Here is a 21,678-nt window from a genome sequence, read left to right on the forward strand (position 1 = left end):
CAGGCTCACCGGACCGGATCCTTCCTGCGCGAGTACACCGCCACGACGATCACCACCGCCACGACGATCAGCAACAGCGACAGCGCGACCGCCACGTCGGGATCGGTCTCGCGTTGCAGATAGATCTCGAGCGGCAGCGTGCGCGTCACACCCTGAAGACTGCCGGCGAAGGTGAGAGTCGCACCGAACTCGCCCAGGGCACGGGCGAACGCCAGCACCGAACCCGAGACGAGACCGGGCAGCACGAGAGGAAGAGTGATGCGGCGGAAGACCGTCGTCGGTCGGGCACCGAGTGTCGCCGCGACGTCTTCGTAACGCGAGCCCGCGCTACGCAGCGCTCCTTCGAGACTCGTGACGAGAAACGGCAGTGCGACGAACGTCTGCGCGAGCACGACCGCCGTGGTGGTGAAGGCGATCCGTACTCCCAGCGCGTCGAGATGCTCACCGATCAGGCCGCGACGGCCGAAGGTGTAGAGCAAGGCCAGTCCTCCCACCACCGGTGGCAGGACGAGCGGCAGCAGGATGAATCCGCGGATCACGGAAATACCGCGGAAAGTGCTGCGCGCCAGAACGACTGCGAGTGGAACACCGAACACGACACACAGTGCCGTACTGGCCGCGGAGGTGCGCAGGCTCAACACGAGGGCATCGAGGGAGGCTGGGGACGTCACGACCGACGGAAAGGTCGCCCAGTCGACGGTGAGCAGCATCGACACCAGTGGCACGACGACGAACAACAGTCCGAGCGCGGCGGGCACGAACAGCCACCGTGGTACGCCCGTCGCGATCACGCTGCACCGAAGCCGGCTTCGTCGAGCGCGGCACGGCCCTCGCTTCCCACGACGAAGCGGACGAAGTCGTCGGCACGATCAGGGTTCCGCGAATCACGCAGAGCCGCAACGGGGTAGACGTTGACGATCTCCGCAGATCGAGGGACTGGGACCGTGGCGACCTTCTCGCCCGCGCCGATCGCGTCCGTGACGTAGACGAGACCCGCGTCCGCCTGGCCGGAGGCGACCTTGCCGAGAACATCGGTCACCGACGACTCCTCCGACACAGGCACGAGGTCGGTACCGGCAGCCTCCTCGAGTTGCGTGGTGGCCGCACCGCACGGCACCTGGGGCGCACACACGACAACAGAGATGCCCTCGTCCGTGAGATCGGCGAGCGATGCGATGTTCCTCGGATTTCCGGGCTCGGTGACGATCGTGAGCGTGTTGGTCGCGAACGGCACCGGCTCACCGGCCAGGAGTCCGGCATCGACGGCGATCTCCATCGTGCGGATGTCGGCGGAAGCGAAGACGTCGGCCGGCGCTCCCTGCTCGAGTTGAGCCCCGAGATCGGCCGAGCCTGCGAACGAGAACTCCACCGATACTCCGGGATTCGCTTCTTCGAAGCGTTGCGCGATGTCGGTGAACGGTGCCTTCAGGGAAGCCGCCGCGTACACCCTGAGAACGTCGGAGTTCTCGTCGCTCGAGCCGCAGGACACCAGTGCAGGCAATGTGAGGCCGGTGACGAGCACCGTGAGGATGCGCGACTTCATTCGGGTCCGCCGGGTGTCTCGACGATCACGGTGGTCGCTTTGACGACCGCCACCGCGATGCTGCCCGGTTCGAGTCCGAGTTCGTTCACGGCCTCCGTGCTCATGAGCGAGACGATCCGATGCGGACCGCACTGCATCTCGACCTGCGACATGACGGCGTCGGACACCACGCGCGTGACGAGCCCGACGAGGCGGTTGCGGGCGGAACTACCGACGCCGAGCAGGTCGGGGCCGGAGCCGGCCTGGGCACGTGCGAACTCCGCCAGCTCGCGACCGTCGACGACCTTGCGACCCGAAGAATCCTTGGTCGCCCCCAGCAGCCCCTGGTCGACCCAGCGACGCACCGTGTCGTCGCTGACGCCGAGGAGCGACGCAGCGTCGCGGATGCGTACCGAAGTCACGAATGTCCCCGCGGATGCGTCATAAACGATACGTTATATCCGCATCTGCGGATCGGCAACAGGTCAGTAGACGTCCCGGACGTACCGCTTACCGGCAGCCAGTTGTTCGACATACGCCGCAGCGGCGTCCCGGTCGAGGCGTCCGTGCGCCTGCACCACCTCACGCAGGGCGGCGTCGACATCGACAGCCATGCGTCCGGCATCGCCGCACACGTAGAAGTGGGCACCATCTTGCAACCACTTCCACAGCTGCGCCCCCTGCTCGCGCATCCGGTCCTGTACGTAGATCTTCTGTCGCTGGTCGCGGGAGAACGCCAGGCCGAGTTCGGTGAGGAATCCGTCGGCGTGCATCGATTCGATCTCGTCGCGGTAGAGATAGTCCGTCTCGGCCCGCTGGTCGCCGAAGAACAGCCAGTTGCGGCCGGTATGACCGGCCGCGCGGCGTTCGTGGAGGAACGCGCGAAACGGCGCGATTCCCGTTCCCGGGCCGACCATGATCATGTCGGTGTCGGGCGGCGGTGGACGGAAACGCTCGTTGCGCTGCACGAAGATCGGGATGTCCACGCCCTTGCTGTGATCGGCGAGGAACGACGAGCACACACCCGCCCGGGAACGGCCCTCGAATTCGTAGCGCACCACCGACACCGTCAACTGCACCTCTCGTGGATGCGTCTTCGGACTCGACGAGATCGAGTACATGCGCGGCCGCAGGCGGGTGAGGACAGTCGTCCATTCTTCCCAGGGCGCCTTGAACGGAAACTCGGCGATGACGTCCATCGCCTGCCGTCCCCACAGCCAACGCTGCAACTCGATCTTGTTCCCCGGCCGCAGCAGCTTCGCGAGTTCCGCGCTGCCGCTCTGCTTCTGCACGAACCGCAACAGTTCCGGTGTCACCCGCGTGATGTCGAGGTGGCGGATCGCGGCTTCCCGCAACGGCACGGTGGGGCAGTCACCGAGTTCGACGGCGGTCTCCGGGTCGAGCGCGGTGACCTGCAACCACTCGTCGACCGCGTCCGGACCGTTCGTGGGCATCACCCCGAGAGAATCGCCTGCCTCGTATTCGAAGGCGGGGTCGAAGATCTCGAAGCCGAACTGTCGCACATCCTTCGCCGAACCGGGACCACTCAGAGCGACGTTGCGGGTGATACGGGTGACGAGCGGCGCGTTGCGGTGGTAGGCCGGGGCTGCAGGAGACGGCGCTGCGAGGGCCGGTGCGGTCGAACCACCCAGCAACGGCAGGAGGGCCCCGAGCCAGTTCTGCGCGAGTTCGTCCGCGCCCGGCTCACAGTCCACTCGTGCGGTCAGGCGAGTCGCGCCGAGTTCGTCGAGACGTTCGTCGAGACGTCGCCCGAATCCGCAGAAATCGTCGTAACTCGGATCGCCGAAAGCAACTACGGCATATCGTGTTCCGGAAAGTTCGGGTGCAGTGTCGGCGGTCAGCGACCGCCAGAACGAGCTGCCGTTGTCCGGCGGATCACCGTCACCGAACGTACTCGTCACGACCACCAGCTCGTCGACGTCGGCCAGCGCCGCGCCGTCGAGCTCGTCCAAGCCTGCGAGCCGCACGGGTAGGCCGGCGTCACGGAGTCGTTGCGCGCATGTGGCAGCGAAGGCTTCCGCATTACCGGTCTGGGAGGCCCATGCCACGACGACGGCCGGACCGGCCGGTGCCGGTTCACCCGAACGCGCGACCGTGTCTGCGTACATCCCCGCGAGCAGACCGTCGACCCATGCCCGCTTGTCCACCGGGAAAGGGGCGGACGGGGGGAGGACCGGGACCGCTGCTATGTCCGCTTTGCGCAGGCCCGTGAGCAAACCGGCCAGATAGCGGCTCTCGGTGGCGTCGAAGGTGGGTGCAGGAGAGTTCCCGAGCCCCAGTGCCGCCTCGAGACGGTCGATCACCGGGTCGTCCCGGCGTGCCGCTTCGATCTCGCCTGCGACCTTGCGCAACGACACGGCGCAGACCTTGAATTCGGGTTGCAGCGAAGCCGGATCGACTGCATCGTTCGTCACGGCGTTGACGGCGAGGTCGTCTCCGAACAGATCGTTCCAGTGGAAGGGCGCAAAGCAGTTCCCCGGTAGCACCCGATCCGTGACGACTGCCGGGAGCACGGCCCGGCCGCGCCGTGACGCGATCTCGATCCGGTCACCGTCGACGATCGAAAGCCCTTCTGCATCAGCACAGTTGATTTCGACGAACGGACCGGGATTCAGCCTGCCGAGTTTCTCGACCTTCCCGGTCTTGGTGAGGGTGTGCCACTGATGCTGGACCCGCCCTGTGTTCAGGACGAACGGGTGGTCGTCGTCGGGCATCTCCGCGGCGGGCATGTGCGGACGCGGAAAGAAGCGGGCGCGGCCGTCGGGCGTCGCGAACGCCAGTCGCGGCCGGGTCCCGTCCTCGCGCACCACCGTCGACCGGCTCGTCCCGTCGTTGAGATACCGCACGGGATGACGTGTGGCGGTCGACTGCGGCGGGCACGGCCACTGCACGGGACCTTCCCGCAGCCGGTCGTAGGTCACGCCACGCAGGTCGTAGCCGGTCTGCGGATTACCGAACCGGGTGATCTCCTCGAAGATCTCCTCGGCGCTCGAGTAACCGAAGGCATCACCGAAGCCCATTTCCTGCGCGACGCGCGCGATGATCTGCCAGTCGGGCAGCGATTCGCCGACGGGGTCGACCGCCTGCTGCAGGAGATTGAGGGTGCGGTCGGAGCCGACCGTGACGTACTCGGATTCTGCCCACAACGAAGCAGGAAGGAGAACATCTGCGTACGAAGCGGTTTCGGTCTCGAGATAGACATCCTGCACGATCACGAGTTCGGCTTTCCCGAGTGCCTCGAGAACAGTGGCCCGATTCGCGACCGACGCCACGGGATTGGTGCAGATGATCCAGCAGGCCTTGATCTCCCCCGCTGCCATCTGCTCGAACATGTCGACAGTGCCGGCGCCACCCTCGGTTCGCAGCGTGCCGCGCGGCAGCGACCAGCGATCCTCGACGAACGCCCGGTCGTCGTCGGAGAGCACGCTGCGCTGGCCCGGCAGTCCCGGCCCCATGTACCCCATCTCGCGGCCACCCATCGCATTGGGCTGGCCGGTGAGCGAGAACGGACCACTGCCGGTTCGGCAGATCGCCCCGGTGGCGAGGTGAAGATTGCAGATCGCGTTGGTGTTCCACGTGCCGTGGGTGCTCTGGTTCAGACCCATCGTCCAGCAGCTCATCCACTCGCCGGCCTCGCCGATCCACTGTGCCGCGGTGCGGATGTCGGACTCGGCCAGCCCGGTGACCTCGGCGACCGTCCGAGGCGGATAGTCGGCGAGGAAGGCCTCCATCGCCTCCCACCCCTCGGTGTACTGCTCGACGAATTCCCGGTCGACATGCCCGTTCTCGACGATCAGGTGCAGCAGACCGTTGAGCAGAGCCAGGTCGGTGCCCGGCGCGATCTGCAGGAACAGGTCCGCCTTGTCGGCCGTCGCGGTACGCCGCGGATCGACGACGATGAGACGGGCGCCGGCCTTCACGCGATCCATCATGCGCAGGAAGAGGATCGGGTGACAGTCGGCCATGTTCGAGCCCGACACGAAGAAGACGTCGGCGTGGTCGAAATCCTCGTACGAGCCGGGCGGGCCGTCGGAGCCGAGCGACTGCTTGTATCCCGTGGCGGCACCGGCCATGCACAATCTCGAGTTCGACTCCATGTGCGAGGTACGCAGATATCCCTTCGCCAGCTTGGTCGCGAGGTACTGGGCCTCGAGCGACATCTGACCCGAGACGTAGAGCGCGACGGCATCGGGACCGTGGGCCGCGACGATGTCGCTCAGGCGCCGCGCGGTCTCGGCGATCGCGTCGTCGACCGGAAGTGGTGTCGCCGGAGCCGTGCGCTCGGGACGCAGCCGGGCGGTCTCGAGCCGGCCGCCGGCCGCAAGCATCTCGGCGCTGGTCGCGCCTTTCGTGCACAACCTGCCCCGGTTGGTCGGATGGTCCTTGTCTCCGTATGCCCTCACCACGCGTCGAGCACCGGTCGCCGGATCGGGAGCGACGTCGAGCAGCATCCCACATCCCACACCGCAGTAGGAGCAGGTGGATTTCACCGTGGTGATCTCGTCCTGCATCCCGCAACTCCTGCCCGGCACCCACCGACGCGCGATGGGTGCGCGTCCTCGACATCGTCGTGACTACGCCGGTGTCCATGCTGGACAAGGCGTGTTGCGGGCGCGTCACAGGCGGTGAGAACGCGGTGACATCCGGCTCACGCCGTCCTCACCGCACTGTGAGGTCAGTCCTTCGGCTGTCGTGCCCACCATTCGAGCAGTGCGGCCTCGGCCTCGTCACGCTCGAGCGGCCCGCGATCGAGTCGCAGTTCCTTGAGGTAGGTCCACGCCTTACCGACCATCGGCCCGGCGGGGATCCCGAGCAGTTCCATGATCGCGTTGCCGTCCAGATCGGGACGCACCCGTGCGAGATCCTCCTCGGCGGCGATCCGCTCGATCCGCTCCTCGAGACCGTCGTAGGTGGCCTGCAAGGCAGCGGCACGGCGCTTGTTGCGGGTCGTGCAGTCGGCGCGCACGAGTTTGTGGAGCTTCGGCAGCAGCGGGCCGGCATCGTGCACGTAGCGGCGGACAGCGGAGTCCGTCCACTGCCCCTTGCCGTACCCGTGGAAACGCAGGTGGAGGAACACCAGGCGACTCACGTCCTCGATCATCTGCTTCGAGTACTTGAGCGCGCGCATGCGCTTGCGGACGAGTTTCGCGCCGACCACCTCGTGGTGATGGAAGCTGACACCACCGTGCGGCTCGTTGCGCTTGGTGTCCGGCTTGCCGATGTCGTGCAGCAGCGCCGCCCACCTCAGGACGAGATCGGGGTCGCCGTCCTCGAGATCGATGGCTTGCTCGAGGACGGTCAGCGAATGCCGGTAGACGTCCTTGTGCTGGTGATGTTCGTCGATCTCGAGTCGCAAGGCAGGGATCTCCGGGATCACGCGCTGCGCGAGGCCCGTCTCGACCATCGTGTCGATGCCCTCGATCGGATAATCGCCGAGGATGAGCTTGTCGAGCTCGGCCTGCACTCGTTCCGCGCTGATCCGCAGGATCTCGTCGGCCATGGAGACGATCGCGGTGTGTACCCGCTCGGCGAGGGTGAAACCGAGCTGCGAAACGAAACGGGCCGCGCGCAGCATCCGCAACGGGTCGTCGTGGAAGGAGTCCTCGGGCTTCGCGGGAGTGTGGAGCACGCCTGCGATCAGGGCATCCATGCCGCCGAGCGGATCGACGAACTCACCCGCGCCGTCCGGACCGATGCGTACGGCCATCGCGTTGACGGTGAAGTCGCGGCGTACGAGATCGTCTTCGAGTCTCGTGCCGTACTCCACGATGGGGTGCCGCGTGACGCGGTCGTAGGCGTCGCTGCGGAAGGTGGTGATCTCGAGTTGCTCGAGTCCCTTCACTGCGCTGACCGTGCCGAAGTCGATACCCGTGTCCCACTGATGGTCGACGAATCCACGGAGCAGTTGCTGCACGGTCTCCGGACGCGCGTCTGTGGTGAAGTCCAGGTCGGTGCCGAGGCGGCCGAGCAGCGCGTCGCGCACGCTGCCACCCACGAGATACAGCTCGTGCCCGGCCTCTGCGAACCGCGCGCCGAGCGGAGCGAGGACGTCGGACAGGTCGCGCAGAGTGGCCTCGGCTCCGGCGAGCAACCGGGTACGACGGTCGGTGTCTGCGGTGGGGGAGTTCACGTCTTCGAACCTTACCGAGCAGCACGTTCGTGTGGTTGAGCCGGGACCGACGCGGCTCCATCTACTATCTATGAGGTGTCGCCCGCCGAACGTGCCAACCGTAACCGCCGCAGCTCGCGGCGGCGTGGCGCGGGCGCGAAGAAGACGGCACACGGCGCTCCGCCCGGATCGTCCGCTTCGCCCGGGCCGCGCATGCGGACCGTTCGCGAGACCTCCGCAGGTGGTCTGGTGGTCGACGGGCTCGGGGGTCCGCCCGAGAAGTTGTGCGCCGCGCTGATCGGCCGTACCGACCGGCGCGGCCGGCTGTTGTGGTCCCTGCCGAAGGGGCACATCGAGCAGGGCGAGACCGCCGAGGAAACCGCGATGCGCGAGGTTCACGAGGAGACCGGGGTGCGCAGTTCCGTGCTCGCCGAGCTGGGAAGCATCGATTACTGGTTCGTCACCGAGGGCCGTCGAGTCCACAAGACCGTGCACCACTACCTGCTGCGCTATCTGGGCGGTGAGCTCTCCGACGCGGATGTCGAGGTCACGGAGGTGGCGTGGGTGCCGTTACGGGAATTGCGGACACGCCTGGCCTATGCCGACGAGCGCAAGCTCGCGGACATCGCCGACCAGCTCATCGCCGAAATGGATCCGAAGCAACTGCCGGGGGTCGACGGACCGGGGGCGCCGCGCGAATGACGGTGGTGGTGTCCCGGGCGGGCGCCGCGGTGCTCGCCGTGCTCGTACTCGTCCTCATGTCCGTAGGCGCGACGTCCGCCCTTCCGGTGGCGACCGCGAACCCGGTCGCAGCGCAGACCGACCCCGACCAGCCGCGTTTTCTCGAGTTGAGTATCGATGAGGTGACACCGCAAGTGGTCACGCTCACGAGCGAACCGTCGGTCACGGTCCGCGGCACCGTGACCAACATCGGCGACCGCGACGTCGAGGACGTCTGGGTGCGTCTGCAACGCGCACCTGTGATCTCCGACTCTGCGGCTCTGCGCACGTCGCTCTCCCTCGACCAAGCGGGGTTCGACACGGTCGGCGAGTTCGAGGAGGTCGTCGACCGGCTCGAGCAGGGGGACAGCGCGGATTTCGCACTCGAACTGCCGTTGCGTTCCGAGCTGGTTCCCTCGCTCGACATCGACACTCCCGGTGTCTACCCACTCCTGGTGAATGTCAACGGTGTACCCGAGTACGGCGGCCCGGCCCGGCTCGACGATGCCCGCTTCCTGTTGCCCGTGCTCGCCGTTCCCGCGAGCCATGAGGTCACCGAGGAGAGTGGAACGGGAGCCGGCGGGTCGCGGGGCACCACCCGATCGGCCGACGACAACCTGCTCGACAGCGAGGAGAAGGCATTCCCGGCCGTTCCCCCCGATGTGTCCCGCCCTGCCGCGGTCACGATGCTGTGGCCACTGGCCGACCGTCCGCGACTCGCGGCCGGTGTCCCCGGATCCGGAACCGAACCGGTACGCCTCGTCGACGACGAACTCGCGACCTCGCTCGCCGAGGACGGGCGGCTGGACGGTCTGCTCCGTGCCGTGGAGGACACCGCCCGCACCGAACCCCGGGTACTCGAAGGACTGTGCCTGGCCGTCGACCCCGATCTACTCGTGACCGTGGCCGGCATGACCCGCGACTATCTCGTGGTCGACGACCCGGACGACCCGACCGGCGACGCCCGAGCGGGGACGGGTACCGGAGCGGCGGTTGCCTGGCTCGAACGGTTGCGCACCCTCGCCTCCACGACCTGCACGATGGCCGTGCCGTTCGCCCAGGCCGATCTGACCGCTCTCGCGGACCTCGGTGATTCGTCCCTGACCGCCTCGGCTCTCGAATCGCCGGCGACGATCGTCGACTCGATTCTCGGGATCACCTCCGCTCCGGGCGTGGTGTGGCCCGATTCCGGTGTGCTCACCGAGAAGACCGGGTCGATGCTCGTCTCCGACCGGCCGGTGACCGCCCTGCTCGCGGACAACGCGATCGAAGGCGGTCGCACCCTGCTCACGGGGGTTTCGCCGGCCTCCCTCGCGCCCGGAGGCAACGGCTTCCGGATTTCCGGAGTCTCCGGCCTCACCGCGGGCCTGTTCGATTCGGCCGTTTCGGCCGCACTGGCAGGCATGGGCAGCGATCCACAGACGCCGTCGTTCCTCCCTTCCTCGGCGCGCTACGACCTCTCACGCGACTCCTCGGTGGCTCGTCTGCAGGATGCACTCGGAGCGCTGGCCTGGCCCGCGCTGGTGCCGACCGTCAACGACTCCCTCGGTGCGGCGATGCCGATGGCGGGCCGATCGGTGCTGCTCGCACCCCCGCAGGCCTGGTCGGCCTCACCGGAGGACGCCGCTTCCGTGATGTCCATGCTCTCCACGCTCGTCCGGTCGGGTCTGACGACGCCGCGACCGCTCGCCGCACTGGTCGACGCGGCAGCGAGCACGTCGAACGATCCGTCCGCGTCGCTTCTGGTCTATCCGGAACAGGCGATCACCGACGGCGCCTCGGCTGCGGTCGTGTCCGAGGCCGAGGAACAGATCCGCCGCCTGGACGCGATCCAGACGGCGCTGGTCGAGGACCCGCAGGCCCAGCTCACTCCGCAACAGTTCACCGCCCCGCTGCGCGAGGACCTGTTGCGCGCGATGAGTCTGTCCGGGCGTCGTGGTCCCGACGCCGACGGTGCGTTCGCGACCGGAGAGCACCGCGCCACTCGAGTGCGCGAGGCCGTCGACGGCATCTACGAGGCCGTGACGGTGATCTCGACCGGTGGTGTCTACACCCTGACGTCCGAACAGAGCCCCCTGCTGCTGGTGGCGCGCAACGATCTGCCGGTGGGCATCACCGTGCGGTTGCAGGTGGACGTGCCCGATGCGGTGGACGTCACCGATATCGGACCCACCCAGCTCCCGCCGCGGGGCAGCCGGACGCTGACCGTGCCCGCCGAGATCAGCGACTCGCGGAAACTCGAGTTGAAGTTCGCTCTCACCACCGAGTCGGGCCTGCCTCTCGGCAGTCCGACGACGGTGACGGTACGTTCCAATGCGTACGGCCAGATCCTCGCCGTCGTCACGGGATGCGCAGGAGCACTCCTGCTGTTCCTGGCGGGCAGGCGGCTTCTGCACCGGTTCCGGGGAGAGCCGGACCCAGCCGACGAAGGGTATGAGAAACCATGACCGGGAACTCCACACGAGACGACGTGGAGACGCATCCTTCCCCGGACCGGCCGAAGCCTCCCATCACGCCGCCACCCGTCACGGCGACCGCCATGAGCCGGCGTAAGCCGCAGACACTGCTTGCGGCCACCGGTTCGATCGCATTCGCGACCCTGATCAGCCGCATCACCGGCTTCCTCAAGCAACTGCTCATCCTGACCCTGCTCGGTGCGAGCGTCGCGTCGTCGTTCACCGTGGCGCACCAGATCCCCAACATGATCTCCGAGTTGGTGCTCGGTGCCGTCCTGACCTCGATCGTCGTGCCGGTGCTGGTGCGAGCCGAGCGGGAGGACCCCGACGGCGGTGAAGCGTTCGTCCGCCGGTTGTTCACCGCGGCGCTGTTGTTGCTCGGTACCGCCACGCTCCTGGCGGTCGCGGCGGCGCCGCTCCTGACGACCCACGTCTTCCTCGACGACTCCGGCAAGGTGTCGACGTCGCTGACGACGGCACTGTCGTATCTGCTCCTGCCCGCGATCATGTTCTACGGATTGTCGGGCTTGTTCACCGGCATCCTCAACACCCGCCAGGTGTTCAAGCCCGGTGCGTGGGCACCGGTGTGCAACAACGTCGTGGTCCTCGTCGTCCTGGTCGTCTACTACCTGATGCCGGGGGAGATCACGCTCGACCCGGTGCGGATGAGCGATCCGAAGCTGCTCGTCCTCGGCATCGGGGTGCTCCTCGGTGTGGTCACGCAGGCGATGTGCCTGATTCCCGCGCTCCGTCGCGAGGGCATCAACCTCCGGCCGCTGTGGGGTCTCGACGACCGCCTCCGGCAGTTCGGCGGAATGGCCGCCGCAATCGTGCTGTACGTGCTGATCAGCCAGATCGGCATGATCTTCGCCACGCGTGTCTCGTCAGGAGCCGACGAGGCCGGTCCTGCGATCTACAACAACGCGTGGTTGCTCTTGCAGCTGCCCTACGGCGTCCTCGGTGTCACCGTGCTCACCGCGATCATGCCGCGGCTGAGCCGCAATGCCGCTGCGGACGACACCCCCGCCGTCGTCGACGATCTGTCCGTCGCGACCCGCTTGACCATGATCGCGCTCATCCCGATCGTCACCTTCCTGACGATCGCGGGTTCGCAGGTCGGCGCCGCTCTGTACGGCTACGGCAATTTCGGTGGCAGCAACGCCGAACGTCTCGGTCAGGCCGTGAGCTGGTCGGCGTTCACGCTCATCCCGTACGCCCTCGTGCTCATCCACCTGCGGGTGTTCTACGCACGGGAACAGGCCTGGACCCCCACCTGGATCATCCTCGGCATCACCGCGGTCAAGATCGGGTTGTCCGCGCTTGCTCCCGTGGTCGCGGCGGAGGACGACCAGGTGGTGCTGCTGCTCGGGGTGGCCACCGGTATCGCCTTCACCGTGGGCGCCTTCATCGGCGGCTATCTGCTGCACCGCACGCTCGGCGACCTGCATATGGCGAACGTCGGCCGCACGGTGTGGCATGTCGCGCTCGCGTCGCTCGCCGCAGCGATCGTCGTCCTGGCCACCGACCGTCTCCTGCAACTCGACGCGCTCGCCGATCGCTTCGACGGCCTCGGTTCGCTCGTGCGGGTCGGGCTCAACGGCGTGCTGATGGTGCTTGTCGCTCTCGTCGGGATGTATCTGCTCAAAGTGCCGGAAATCCTCGCGATCGAGGCGGCGGTGCGACGCAAGATCGCGGCACTGCGCGGTACCGCCCCGGCCGACGAGGACGGCACCGAGGAGGAAAGCGATGCCGGAACCTCCGCCGTCGAGACACCCGTACCCGCGCGCGTGCCGCCCCCTCGGTACTTCGAATCGGATGCGGAGAAGACCGTCATCCTGCCGCGGATCGACTACGGCGAATACGGGGTCGGGCCGTACGACGCCATCACCGAGGTCATGCCCGTCATCAGGAACGTGCCCGGTCGCAGCAATGCGCACGGTCGACTCCCGTACCCTGATCAGCAGCAGGCACGGTCCGGAAGACGTAGACCAAGGTTCTTCGCGGCGCCCAGTGGCGATCCGCGCCTGCACACCGGAAGTGGACGAGTCGACAACGAAGGAGTGAGGGTGAGCGACGACCACGCTGCCGGCAAGTCCACCATCGATGCCGCCACACCGCAGCCCCCCGCCGGCAAGAACGACCGCCCGCCGCGCGATCAACATCTCGACACCGGTGTCATCCCGGTCGGATCCCCGCAGTTGCCCCCGATGCGTGTCGCGGGGCCCGCATCCCAGCCGCGCCGACCGATGCGCGGCCCCGACCTCATCGCCGGTGCCTCGGTCGCCGGTGGTCGTTACCGTCTCCTCGCGCCGCACGGCGGAGCGCGAGGACTGCGCTTCTGGCAGGCACTCGACGTGAAACTCGACCGCGAGGTCGCTCTGACCTTCGTCGACGCCGAACAGCGCTCCGGCGACGGCACCGGACCCGATTCGCCGCAGGCCGTTCTCTCCCGCACCCTGCGTCTCGGACGAATCAACTCTCCCGGGCTCGCCCGTGTCCTCGACGTGGTGCGTGGCAGCTCCGGCGGCATCGTCGTGTCGGAATGGACCCCGGGCCGGTCGCTGCGTGAGATGTCCACGACCGAACCGTCACCGATCGGTGCGGCCCGCGCGGTCCGCGCGCTCGCGGCAGCAGCCGAGGCGTCGCACCGGGCCGGCAGCGCGCTGTCGATCGACCATCCGGATCGCATCCGGATCAGTGTCGCGGGCGACGCCGTGCTGGCCTTCCCGGCGACGTTCTCCGACGCCGACGCCATGTCCGACGTGCGTGGTCTCGGGGCGAGCCTCTACGGACTCATCACGGGACGCTGGCCGCTGGGCGAGCCGTCGGCTCCGAGCGGCGAGCCCGCCGCGCACAACAGCGGTGGCACCATCGGCGGGATGCCTCCGGCCGACCGCAACGCGGACGGTCTTCCCGTGGAACCGCGTGTCCTGCGTCCCGACGTCCCGTTCGAGATCTCCGCCGTCGCGGTGCGGGCTCTGTCCGAGGACGGTGGTATCCGCACCGCCGCCACCGTGCAGCACATCCTCGACCAGGCGTCGGTCGTCGACCAGAAGACCGAGATGATCCCCGCACTGCGGATCGGGCAGCGTGCCGCGGCAGCCGAGGCCCACGCGCTCGCGGATCCCGAAGCGCTGGAACAGAAGAAGAAGCACTCGCAGCGGATGCTCATCGCGCTTGCTGCGCTCGGGGTCACGACAGTGCTGTTGCTCGCGATCATCGGATGGTGGATCGCGAATCTGCTCGCAGGCGACGCCGACAATGCTCCGCTCACGAGTCAGGAGTTCGGTCTGACCCCCACCGCCGAGGCACCGGCACAGGACGGTTCCGCGGGCGACGAACAGACCCAGGCCGCGCCTCCGGCCGCGACAGCGCCGGTCTCGGCGACCTCCGTCTCGGTCTTCTCGCCCCAGGGCACACCCGACTCGCCGGCCACTGCCTCGCAGGCGATCGACGGTGATCCGTCCACCGCGTGGAGCACCGACGCGTACTTCGATCCGTTTCCGTCGCTGAAGAACGGTGTCGGCCTGCTGATCACACTCGACGATGCCTCGACGCTGGAGTCCGTGACCGTCACCAGCAACACGCCCGGCACCGTGCTCGAGGTCCGCAGCGCTCCCTCCGACTCCACGTCGCTCGATCAGACTCAGGTGATCGGTTCGGCCACATTGGCATCCGGGGAGACGACCATCCCGCTCGAGTCGGACGGGCAGACCTCGCACGTGCTGCTGTGGATCACCGACCTGAGCTCGAGCGGCGGAAGCAACAAGAGTTCCATCTCCGAAGTGGAATTCACCGCCGCACGCTGATCGCGGACTCCCGGGCGGAATCGTCCGAATCGGCTACCATCCGCGCGTGCGAATTTTCGGGGGGATCGCAAAAGTCGCCGTGCCCGAAGGAGGCGTCTCCGACGCCGTACCCGAAGGAAGCGTCTCGGACGCCGTGCCGGTGTCGGGCGGGGTGGTGGCCGAACCGGCGGTATCGGATGTCGACCTGCTCGCTGCACACGTCGCGGGCGACCGGCACGCCTTCTCGACTTTGCTGGCACGACATCGCGACCATCTGTGGCAGGTCGCCCGGCGGACCAGCTACTCGAACGAGGACGCAGCGGACGCACTGCAGGAGGCGCTGCTGTCGGCACATCGGAAAGCCTCGACCTTCCGGGAGGACGCGGCGGTACGGAGCTGGCTGCACTCGATCGTCGTCAACGCATGCCTCGATCGCATCCGCCGCAATCGCGTACGCTTGACCGTCCCACTGTTCGAAGACGATTCGCGTGACGTGCGCACGGGGCGTGATCCCATCCGTGACGCCGAGATCGCGCTCGACATCGAAGCTGCTCTGTTCACACTCCCACCGGAACAGCGGGCGGCCGTCGTCGCGGTCGACGTGGAGGGCTTCTCCGTCCGGGAAGCGGCGCGGCGGCTGGGTATCCCCGAAGGAACGGTGAAGAGCCGCTGTGCCCGCGCGCGAAGCCGGCTGGCGATTCTTCTCGACGACCTTCGGGACGACCGGAACCGAAACTGATCCGCCCCCGTCCTACTCTGGTGAGGGATCACGAGCCGCGGAAGGAGAGTCGCGCATGAACGAGGACCAACTGCGTCCGCCGTACTCTGCCGAGCTGCTCGCCGATCTGCATGCTGGTGTCCTCGACGAGTCGCTCGCCGCCCGGCTGTGGCCACTCGTGCGCGAGGACCCCGAGGCCTGCGCCTATCTGGCCCGCCTCGACGCGACACAGCAACGGTTGTCGTCCCTGCGGGATGCCCCACCGAGTGGGCCTGTTCCGCCCGAGGTCTCCGCGCAGATCGAAACCGCGCTCGCGGAAGCTCGAGCCGAGGTTCCGTCCCCAGCCTCCCGGCCGGCGACGCATCGACGATGGTGGGCGGTTACCGGGGTCGGGGTGGCTGCTGCGGTGGCGGTGATGCTCGTGATGGTCGTGCGCGGTACGGCGTCCGGCAGCGACGACCCGGCCGGCGTACCGGTCGCAGCAGCGGAAGAGAGTGAGCTGTTCGAGCCCTCGACGGTGCGGTCGATGATCGGCCGCACCGATCTCGGACTCCTCGGAGGAACCACTCGACTTCGAGAGTGCTTGGACGCGAACGGTTTTCCGGATAGATCCCCGATCGGTTCGCGCACAGTGCGTTTCGAGGACAGCGACGCGGTCCTCCTGCTGCTGAGCGAACCGGAAACATCGGCGCTCACCGCACTCCTGGTCGGAACCCACTGCAATGCAGGCGATCCCGCAACTCTGGTAAGGAAGCGAATCGGCTGACCTCCGCAGTGCGCAGTCAGCGATCCGCAACGGTCGAGAGAAGTTCGAGGATCCGGGCGCGCAGAGCGGGAGTATCGTCCTCCGCCGCGATGAGTCCGGCGAACAACGCAGAACCCGCCGCCATCACGAGCACGGCCTTGGCATCCGTCTCGGCATCCGCCGAGTGATCGCCGTTCTCGGCGGGCAGGGAGCCGTCGTCGCTTCCGGCGAACAGGGCTGCGCTCGGACCGCTGAACGTGCGCCAGAGCGTGTGACGCAGGTCGTCGTGGTCGCGCAGGGCAGCGAGGAGTCCCGGTAGCGCTGCACGCACCTCGGCGCGCGAGAACAACTCGATGCTCCCGGTGACCACCCATTCGATCCAGCCCTTGCGATCGATGCCGTCGTAGGGCGCGAGGTCCGGTGCGGAACCGAGCAGGGCGTCGAGCACCAGATGGGCCTTGGTCGGCCAACGACGCGTGAGGGCGGCCCGCCCGACGCCGGCCTCGGCTGCGATGGCACGCAGGCTCAGCCCGTCCCAACCATGGCTGCGAAGCATCGTGCGGGTGACGGTGAGGACGTCGTTGTCTATTCGGGGGTCTCGGGGGCGCCCCGGTGGCGAGGTCTGCATGGGATCCGTGATGTCGCAGGATTGGTGTGAGTGGGAACCGAACTGGCGGTGAGTGTGATGAGAGTTATAGTCGAAGCACAATTACGGTACCACTGGCATCGAAAGTAGGGGCATGTCTTCGCCGCGATCCACCGTGTTCGAACCGGCCCGTCTCGGGCCGCTCACCCTCCGCAACCGCATCGTGAAGGCTGCGACCTTCGAAGGTGTGATGCCTCGTGGCGCGGTGACCGACGAACTCGTCGAGTTCCACGCCGAAGTCGCCCGCGGCGGTACCGCGCTCACGACCGTCGCCTACTGCTCGGTCTCCCCACAAGGACGCGTCCACCGCGACACGCTCGTCCTCGACGCCGACGCCGTACCCGGCCTGACGCGGCTCACCGACGCTGTCCACGCCGCCGGGGGCCTGGCCTCCGCTCAGATCGGCCATGCCGGACTCGTCGCCAACCAGATCTCCAACCGGATGAAGACGATCGCGCCGTCCACACGCATCAGTGCTCCCGCGATGGGTCTCGTCCGCGGCGCGACACTCGAACAGCTCGACCGGGTCGTCGAGGACTACACAGTCGCCGCGCGCTTCGCCGTCGAAGCCGGGTTCGACGCCGTCGAGGTCCACCTCGGGCACAATTATCTGCTCAGTTCCTTCATGAGCCCGAATCTCAACAAGCGCAACGATCGCTACGGCGGCAGCATCGAACGCCGCACCGCATTCCCTCGTCGCGTACTCGAAGCCGTCCGCACCGCAGTGGGGGAGGGGGTGGCCGTCATTGCGAAGTTCAACATGACCGACGGTGTGCCCCAGGGTCTGTGGCTCGACGAGTCGCTGCCGATGGCAAAGCTCATCGAGTCGGACGGCACGATCGACGCGATGCAGCTCACCGGCGGTAGCTCACTACTGAACGGGATGTACTTCTTCCGCGGCGATGTGCCGATGAAGGAGTTCCAGGCCTCGCAGCCCAAGGTCGTCGGCTGGGGCCTGAAACTGTACGGCCCGAAGATCTTCCCGAAGCTTCCGTTCGAGGAAGCATTCTTCCTCCCCATGGCCCGGCAGTTCCGATCCGAACTGTCGCTGCCGCTGATCCTGCTCGGCGGAATCAATCGTCTCGACACCATCGAGACCGCACTCGACGAAGGGTTCGAATTCGTCGCGATGGGTCGCGCGTTGCTGCGCGATCCGTATCTCGTACGCAAGTTCGAGGAGAACTCGGCACACGAAGGTCTGTGCATCCACTGCAACAAGTGCATGCCGACGATCTACACCGGCACGCGCTGCGTGATCCGCGAGACGCTGCGGGACGTACCCGGCGCGGTCTGAGGAGTCCGCCGGTTGCACGTGAGTGGGTCTGTGGCGGGACGCACGGTGCACGGGGAACAACACCGTTTACCCTGGTGTTGACAGTATCTGTAGGCTGCCGTCCGGTTTCGGCCGGATTGCCGCAGTCCTTGCGCCCCCGATCACCCAACCGGAAGGCTCCGCCGCATGACGACCTCGCCCGCGATTCACGACCTCATCATCGTCGGTTCGGGACCGGCCGGATACACCGCCGCGATCTACGCGGCCCGTGCCGAACTCTCACCGCTCGTCTTCGAGGGCACACAGTTCGGTGGCGAGCTGATGACGACCACCGAGGTCGAGAACTTCCCGGGTTTCAAGGACGGGATCATGGGCCCGGAGCTCATGGACCAGATGCGCGAGCAGGCGTTGCGCTTCGGTGCCGATCTGCGCACCGAGGACGTCGAGGAGATGGATCTGACCGGTGCGGTCAAGACGGTCGTCGCCAACGGTGAGACCTACCGCAGCCACGCCGTCATCCTCGCGATGGGCGCCGAGCCCCGCTATCTCGGAGTCCCCGGCGAATCGCAGTTGCTCGGCCGCGGCGTCTCCGCCTGCGCGACCTGCGACGGCTTCTTCTTCCGCGATCAGGACATCGCCGTCGTCGGCGGTGGCGACTCCGCGATGGAGGAAGCGACCTTCCTGACGCGCTTCGCTCGCAGCGTCACCCTCATCCACCGCCGCGACGAGTTCCGCGCCTCGAAGATCATGCTCGAGCGTGCCCGCGACAACGAGAAGATCCGTTTCCTCACCAACGCCAAGGTCGTCGAGGTACAGGGAGAGAACAGCGTCACCAACCTCGTGCTCGAGGACACCGTCACCGGCGAACGTAGCGATCTTGCCGTCACGGGTCTGTTCGTGGCGGTCGGGCACGATCCGCGCAGTTCGCTCGTCGCGGGCCAGGTCGACCTCGACGACGAGGGTTACGTGAAGGTAGCCGCGCCCTCGACCGCGACGTCCGTACCGGGTGTGTTCGCGGCGGGCGACCTCGTCGACCACACCTACCGCCAGGCGATCACCGCCGCCGGCACCGGATGCTCGGCGTCCATCGACGCGGAGCGATGGCTCGTCGCCAACCGTGAAGTTGCGGCGCCCACGCTCGCAGAGGCCTGATCCGCAGCGCTCCGTATTCCTATTCAACAAGAGATCCAGGAGACTTTCGTGACCGACAAGATCGCCGACACCCACACCGTCACCATCACCGACTCGTCGTTCGTCGAGGATGTCCTTCAGTCGGACAAGCCCGTCCTCGTCGACTTCTGGGCCACCTGGTGCGGCCCGTGCAAGATGGTCGCTCCGGTTCTCGAGGAGATCGCAGCCGAATACGGCGACAAGCTGACCATCGCCAAGCTCGACATCGACGCCAATCCGTCGTCGGCGCGCGACTACCAGGTCATGTCGATTCCCACGATGATCCTCTTCTCGGGCGGTAAGCCGATGAAGACGATCGTGGGGGCCAAGGGCAAGGCGGCGTTGCTTCGGGATCTCGCGGACGTCCTGTAGTACCGTCCCAGGATCAACTCGCGGATGTGCCCGTGAGCCCGTTTCCACGGGCACATCCCACTCCACTCCCGTTCGATGCTGCCCAGCTCTCACGCCGGGCACCGATCCGGTCAGCACGGAAAGGCCCGATACATGCGCCCTCTTCGTCACGGCGACCACGGTCCGGCGGTCGCCGAGATCCGGAGCACTTTGGCCGGCCTGGGCTTTTTGCACACCAAACCTGAGGAGTCGGGCGACTGGATGGGAACGGACGCCGTGTTCGATCGCGAACTCGACGGTGCGGTGCGCGCGTTCCAACAGCAGCGGGGTCTGCTCGTCGACGGAATCGTGGGGCCCGCGACCTACCGCACCCTGAAGGAAGCGTCGTACCGACTCGGTGCGCGCACCTTGATGTACCAGCTCTCCGCCCCGCTCTACGGCGACGATGTCGCCGCCCTGCAGACCCGTCTGCAAGATCTGGGCTTCTACGTCGACCGAGTGGACGGTTACTTCGGACCGAAGACCCACGAGGGTCTGTGCGCATTCCAGCGCGAGATCGGACTCGCCTCCGACGGCATCTGCGGTGCCGAGACGCTGCGGGCGCTGGAACTGCTGGGCACCCGCGTCTCAGGCGGTTCGCCGCATGCGATCAGCGAGGAAGAGATCGTGCGGCGTTCCGGCCCGCAGCTCAGCGGCAAACGCATCGTCATCGACCCGGGACTCGGGGGCAACTTCCACGGCATCATCGTGCCGAGCCCCCATGGTCCGATCTCCGAGGCCGACATCCTCTGGGATCTCGCGCGACGGCTCGAGGGGAGGATGGCGGCGACAGGCATGGAGACCTTCCTGTCGCGTCCGTACCACGTGAATCCGACCGACATCGAACGTGCGGGCACCTCCAATGCGTTCGGTGCCGACCTCATGATCTCGCTGCGCTGCGATGCGAGTCGCAGTCCGGCTGCGAACGGTATCGCAAGCTTTCACTACGGCAACTCGCACGGTTCCGAGTCGATGATCGGGCAGGTGCTCTCCGGTTACATCCAGCGCGAGATCGTCGCACGTACGAGCCTGCAGGACTGCCGTAGTCACGGTCGCACGTGGGATCTGCTCCGCCTGACCAACATGCCCACGGTGCAGATCGATCTCGGCTACCTCACGAACGAACACGATGCCAAGCTGCTCGCCGATCCGCGCAGCCGCGACATCATCGCCGAAGCGATCCTGATCGCCGTGAAGCGGTTGTACCTCCTCGGCCAGGACGACCAACCGACCGGCACGTACACCTTCGCAGAACTGCTCGCCGAAGAGCTCTCGATCTCGGACAGTCGCTAGTCGGCCACACGTGACACGGCCGGCCCCGCAGAGTTCTGCGGGGCCGGCCGTTTAACTGTCCCATCCGGGTGTCGAGCGGCGATCAGTGCGCGCCCACCGCCGCCGAGCCTGCGGTCAGGTCCGCCACGGTGAGGGAGGACTCTTCGAGGAGTCTGTCGAGTGCCGCTTCCACGGCCGACTTCCATTCGTGATCCCGGTCGAGTTCGAGACGCAGTCGCGGATAGCGGTGGTGCGGAGCGATGACCTCGAATCCCATGTGCTCGAGGAAATCGGCGTCGATCATGCACTCGCGGTCGGAGCATCCCAGGGCTGCTGTCGCCTGCGGTACATCGCTCGGCGACAGGTCGTCACCACGCCGGATTCCGAAAGCCTCGATGGCACGAACGTTGCGCCGTACGAGATCGGAGACAACACCTCGGATGAGGTCGGCTCCCACATCCAGGTCGACCGCATGCGGCTCGGTTCGCATCGACGTCAAGAGGATGGCGTCGGCGCTGACAGGTGCGGTCGGGAAGGCCTGTGCCCGAGGCACCATCCCCGGGGGAGCGTAGAGCGCACATCCGGCCGCCTTGTCTCCGATCGTCGCGATCTGCCCGCACGGTCCCCATTCGAGAAGAACCATCGACAGCCACGCTTCCTTCTCGAATTCCGGATCGGAGAAGTGCTGTATACCGGACGCCGGATCCATCTCCCAGAACACGCACCGCCGCGCATGTGCAGGCAGCTGCTCGATCCCACTCAGCGTGAGCGGTGATACTCGAGTCGACACGGGAAAGTTCGCCTCCACGTCTTTCGTCTACAGACTGTTGTCCTGCTCCGACGAGGAG

General features: G+C 67.0%; 16 protein-coding genes. 9 read left to right on the forward strand and 7 right to left on the reverse strand.

Annotated features, from left to right (window positions below; genetic code table 11):
• Positions 1 to 5 precede the first annotated feature (5 nt).
• The 5 genes from ABZ789_RS04330 to ABZ789_RS04350 form a co-directional block, all read right to left on the reverse strand.
• Positions 6 to 791 (reverse strand): ABC transporter permease, encoded by a 786-nt coding sequence (locus tag ABZ789_RS04330; protein ID WP_358419456.1) that lies wholly within the window; start codon positions 789 to 791, stop codon positions 6 to 8.
• Complete coding sequence (modA, locus tag ABZ789_RS04335) at positions 788 to 1,543, reverse strand: molybdate ABC transporter substrate-binding protein (protein ID WP_358419459.1); 756 nt, start codon at positions 1,541 to 1,543, stop codon at positions 788 to 790. Before modA ends, ABZ789_RS04330 begins: the two co-directional genes overlap by 4 nt.
• The gene (locus tag ABZ789_RS04340; RefSeq protein WP_358419462.1) at positions 1,540 to 1,944 is read right to left on the reverse strand and encodes a TOBE domain-containing protein; all 405 of its coding nucleotides are present in this window, start codon (positions 1,942 to 1,944) and stop codon (positions 1,540 to 1,542) included. The genes modA and ABZ789_RS04340 overlap by 4 nt, the downstream gene beginning before the upstream one ends.
• Before the next feature lie 63 nt (positions 1,945 to 2,007).
• Complete coding sequence (locus ABZ789_RS04345) at positions 2,008 to 6,054, reverse strand: bifunctional nitrate reductase/sulfite reductase flavoprotein subunit alpha (RefSeq protein WP_358419465.1); 4,047 nt, start codon at positions 6,052 to 6,054, stop codon at positions 2,008 to 2,010.
• Positions 6,055 to 6,218: 164 nt separating this feature from the next.
• The gene (locus ABZ789_RS04350; protein ID WP_358419468.1) at positions 6,219 to 7,673 is read right to left on the reverse strand and encodes a CCA tRNA nucleotidyltransferase; all 1,455 of its coding nucleotides are present in this window, start codon (positions 7,671 to 7,673) and stop codon (positions 6,219 to 6,221) included.
• A 75-nt stretch (positions 7,674 to 7,748) separates the two neighbouring features.
• Here ABZ789_RS04350 and ABZ789_RS04355 point away from each other — a divergent pair, with 75 nt between their 5' ends.
• From ABZ789_RS04355 to ABZ789_RS04375, 5 genes are all read left to right on the forward strand, one after another.
• A complete protein-coding gene (locus ABZ789_RS04355) occupies positions 7,749 to 8,354 on the forward strand; it encodes an NUDIX hydrolase (RefSeq protein WP_358419471.1) in 606 nt (201 codons plus the stop codon).
• The gene (locus ABZ789_RS04360) at positions 8,351 to 10,819 is read left to right on the forward strand and encodes a DUF6049 family protein (protein ID WP_358419474.1); all 2,469 of its coding nucleotides are present in this window, start codon (positions 8,351 to 8,353) and stop codon (positions 10,817 to 10,819) included. The genes ABZ789_RS04355 and ABZ789_RS04360 overlap by 4 nt, the downstream gene beginning before the upstream one ends.
• A 92-nt stretch (positions 10,820 to 10,911) precedes the next feature.
• On the forward strand, positions 10,912 to 14,637 hold the full coding sequence (gene murJ / locus ABZ789_RS04365) for a murein biosynthesis integral membrane protein MurJ (protein ID WP_358420179.1): 3,726 nt from the start codon (positions 10,912 to 10,914) through the stop codon (positions 14,635 to 14,637).
• 133 nt (positions 14,638 to 14,770) lie between these two features.
• A complete protein-coding gene (gene sigM, locus ABZ789_RS04370; RefSeq protein ID WP_358420182.1) occupies positions 14,771 to 15,355 on the forward strand; it encodes an RNA polymerase sigma factor SigM in 585 nt (194 codons plus the stop codon).
• A 55-nt stretch (positions 15,356 to 15,410) separates the two neighbouring features.
• Positions 15,411 to 16,100: a hypothetical protein gene (locus tag ABZ789_RS04375; protein WP_358419477.1), complete on the forward strand. Its 690-nt coding sequence runs from the start codon at positions 15,411 to 15,413 to the stop codon at positions 16,098 to 16,100.
• Positions 16,101 to 16,116: 16 nt separating this feature from the next.
• On the opposite strand, the gene ABZ789_RS04380 is transcribed toward ABZ789_RS04375, so the two are convergent.
• A complete protein-coding gene (locus ABZ789_RS04380) occupies positions 16,117 to 16,707 on the reverse strand; it encodes a helix-turn-helix domain-containing protein (RefSeq protein WP_358419480.1) in 591 nt (196 codons plus the stop codon).
• A gap of 112 nt (positions 16,708 to 16,819) precedes the next feature.
• Here ABZ789_RS04380 and ABZ789_RS04385 point away from each other — a divergent pair, with 112 nt between their 5' ends.
• The 4 genes from ABZ789_RS04385 (at position 16,820) to ABZ789_RS04400 (ending at position 20,851) form a co-directional block, all read left to right on the forward strand.
• Positions 16,820 to 18,019, forward strand: a complete 1,200-nt coding sequence (locus tag ABZ789_RS04385; protein ID WP_358419483.1) for an NADH:flavin oxidoreductase — start codon at positions 16,820 to 16,822, stop codon at positions 18,017 to 18,019.
• 165 nt (positions 18,020 to 18,184) lie between these two features.
• Complete coding sequence (gene trxB, locus ABZ789_RS04390; protein ID WP_358419485.1) at positions 18,185 to 19,150, forward strand: thioredoxin-disulfide reductase; 966 nt, start codon at positions 18,185 to 18,187, stop codon at positions 19,148 to 19,150.
• Positions 19,151 to 19,210: 60 nt separating this feature from the next.
• Positions 19,211 to 19,540, forward strand: a complete 330-nt coding sequence (gene trxA, locus ABZ789_RS04395) for a thioredoxin (protein ID WP_358420185.1) — start codon at positions 19,211 to 19,213, stop codon at positions 19,538 to 19,540.
• 132 nt (positions 19,541 to 19,672) lie between these two features.
• Positions 19,673 to 20,851 (forward strand): N-acetylmuramoyl-L-alanine amidase, encoded by a 1,179-nt coding sequence (locus tag ABZ789_RS04400; RefSeq protein WP_358419488.1) that lies wholly within the window; start codon positions 19,673 to 19,675, stop codon positions 20,849 to 20,851.
• Between the two features lie 82 nt (positions 20,852 to 20,933).
• Here ABZ789_RS04400 and ABZ789_RS04405 read toward each other — a convergent pair whose 3' ends face one another.
• Complete coding sequence (locus ABZ789_RS04405) at positions 20,934 to 21,620, reverse strand: GNAT family N-acetyltransferase (RefSeq protein WP_358419491.1); 687 nt, start codon at positions 21,618 to 21,620, stop codon at positions 20,934 to 20,936.
• Positions 21,621 to 21,678: the final 58 nt, after the last annotated feature.

Source organism: Rhodococcus sp. NPDC047139 (assembly GCF_040643435.1).
Lineage (GTDB): Bacteria > Actinomycetota > Actinomycetes > Mycobacteriales > Mycobacteriaceae > Rhodococcus.

What these genes read in the sequence shown, in the direction of transcription:
- modA (WP_358419459.1), bottom strand. Translation starts at nt 1,543, where the DNA reads ATGAAGTCGCGCATCCTCACGGTGCTCGTCACCGGCCTCACATTGCCT.
- ABZ789_RS04345 (WP_358419465.1), bottom strand. Translation starts at nt 6,054, where the DNA reads ATGCAGGACGAGATCACCACGGTGAAATCCACCTGCTCCTACTGCGGT.
- ABZ789_RS04360 (WP_358419474.1), top strand. Translation starts at nt 8,351, where the DNA reads ATGACGGTGGTGGTGTCCCGGGCGGGCGCCGCGGTGCTCGCCGTGCTC.
- murJ (WP_358420179.1), top strand. Translation starts at nt 10,912, where the DNA reads ATGAGCCGGCGTAAGCCGCAGACACTGCTTGCGGCCACCGGTTCGATC.
- ABZ789_RS04375 (WP_358419477.1), top strand. Translation starts at nt 15,411, where the DNA reads ATGAACGAGGACCAACTGCGTCCGCCGTACTCTGCCGAGCTGCTCGCC.
- ABZ789_RS04380 (WP_358419480.1), bottom strand. Translation starts at nt 16,707, where the DNA reads ATGCAGACCTCGCCACCGGGGCGCCCCCGAGACCCCCGAATAGACAAC.
- ABZ789_RS04385 (WP_358419483.1), top strand. Translation starts at nt 16,820, where the DNA reads ATGTCTTCGCCGCGATCCACCGTGTTCGAACCGGCCCGTCTCGGGCCG.
- trxB (WP_358419485.1), top strand. Translation starts at nt 18,185, where the DNA reads ATGACGACCTCGCCCGCGATTCACGACCTCATCATCGTCGGTTCGGGA.
- ABZ789_RS04400 (WP_358419488.1), top strand. Translation starts at nt 19,673, where the DNA reads ATGCGCCCTCTTCGTCACGGCGACCACGGTCCGGCGGTCGCCGAGATC.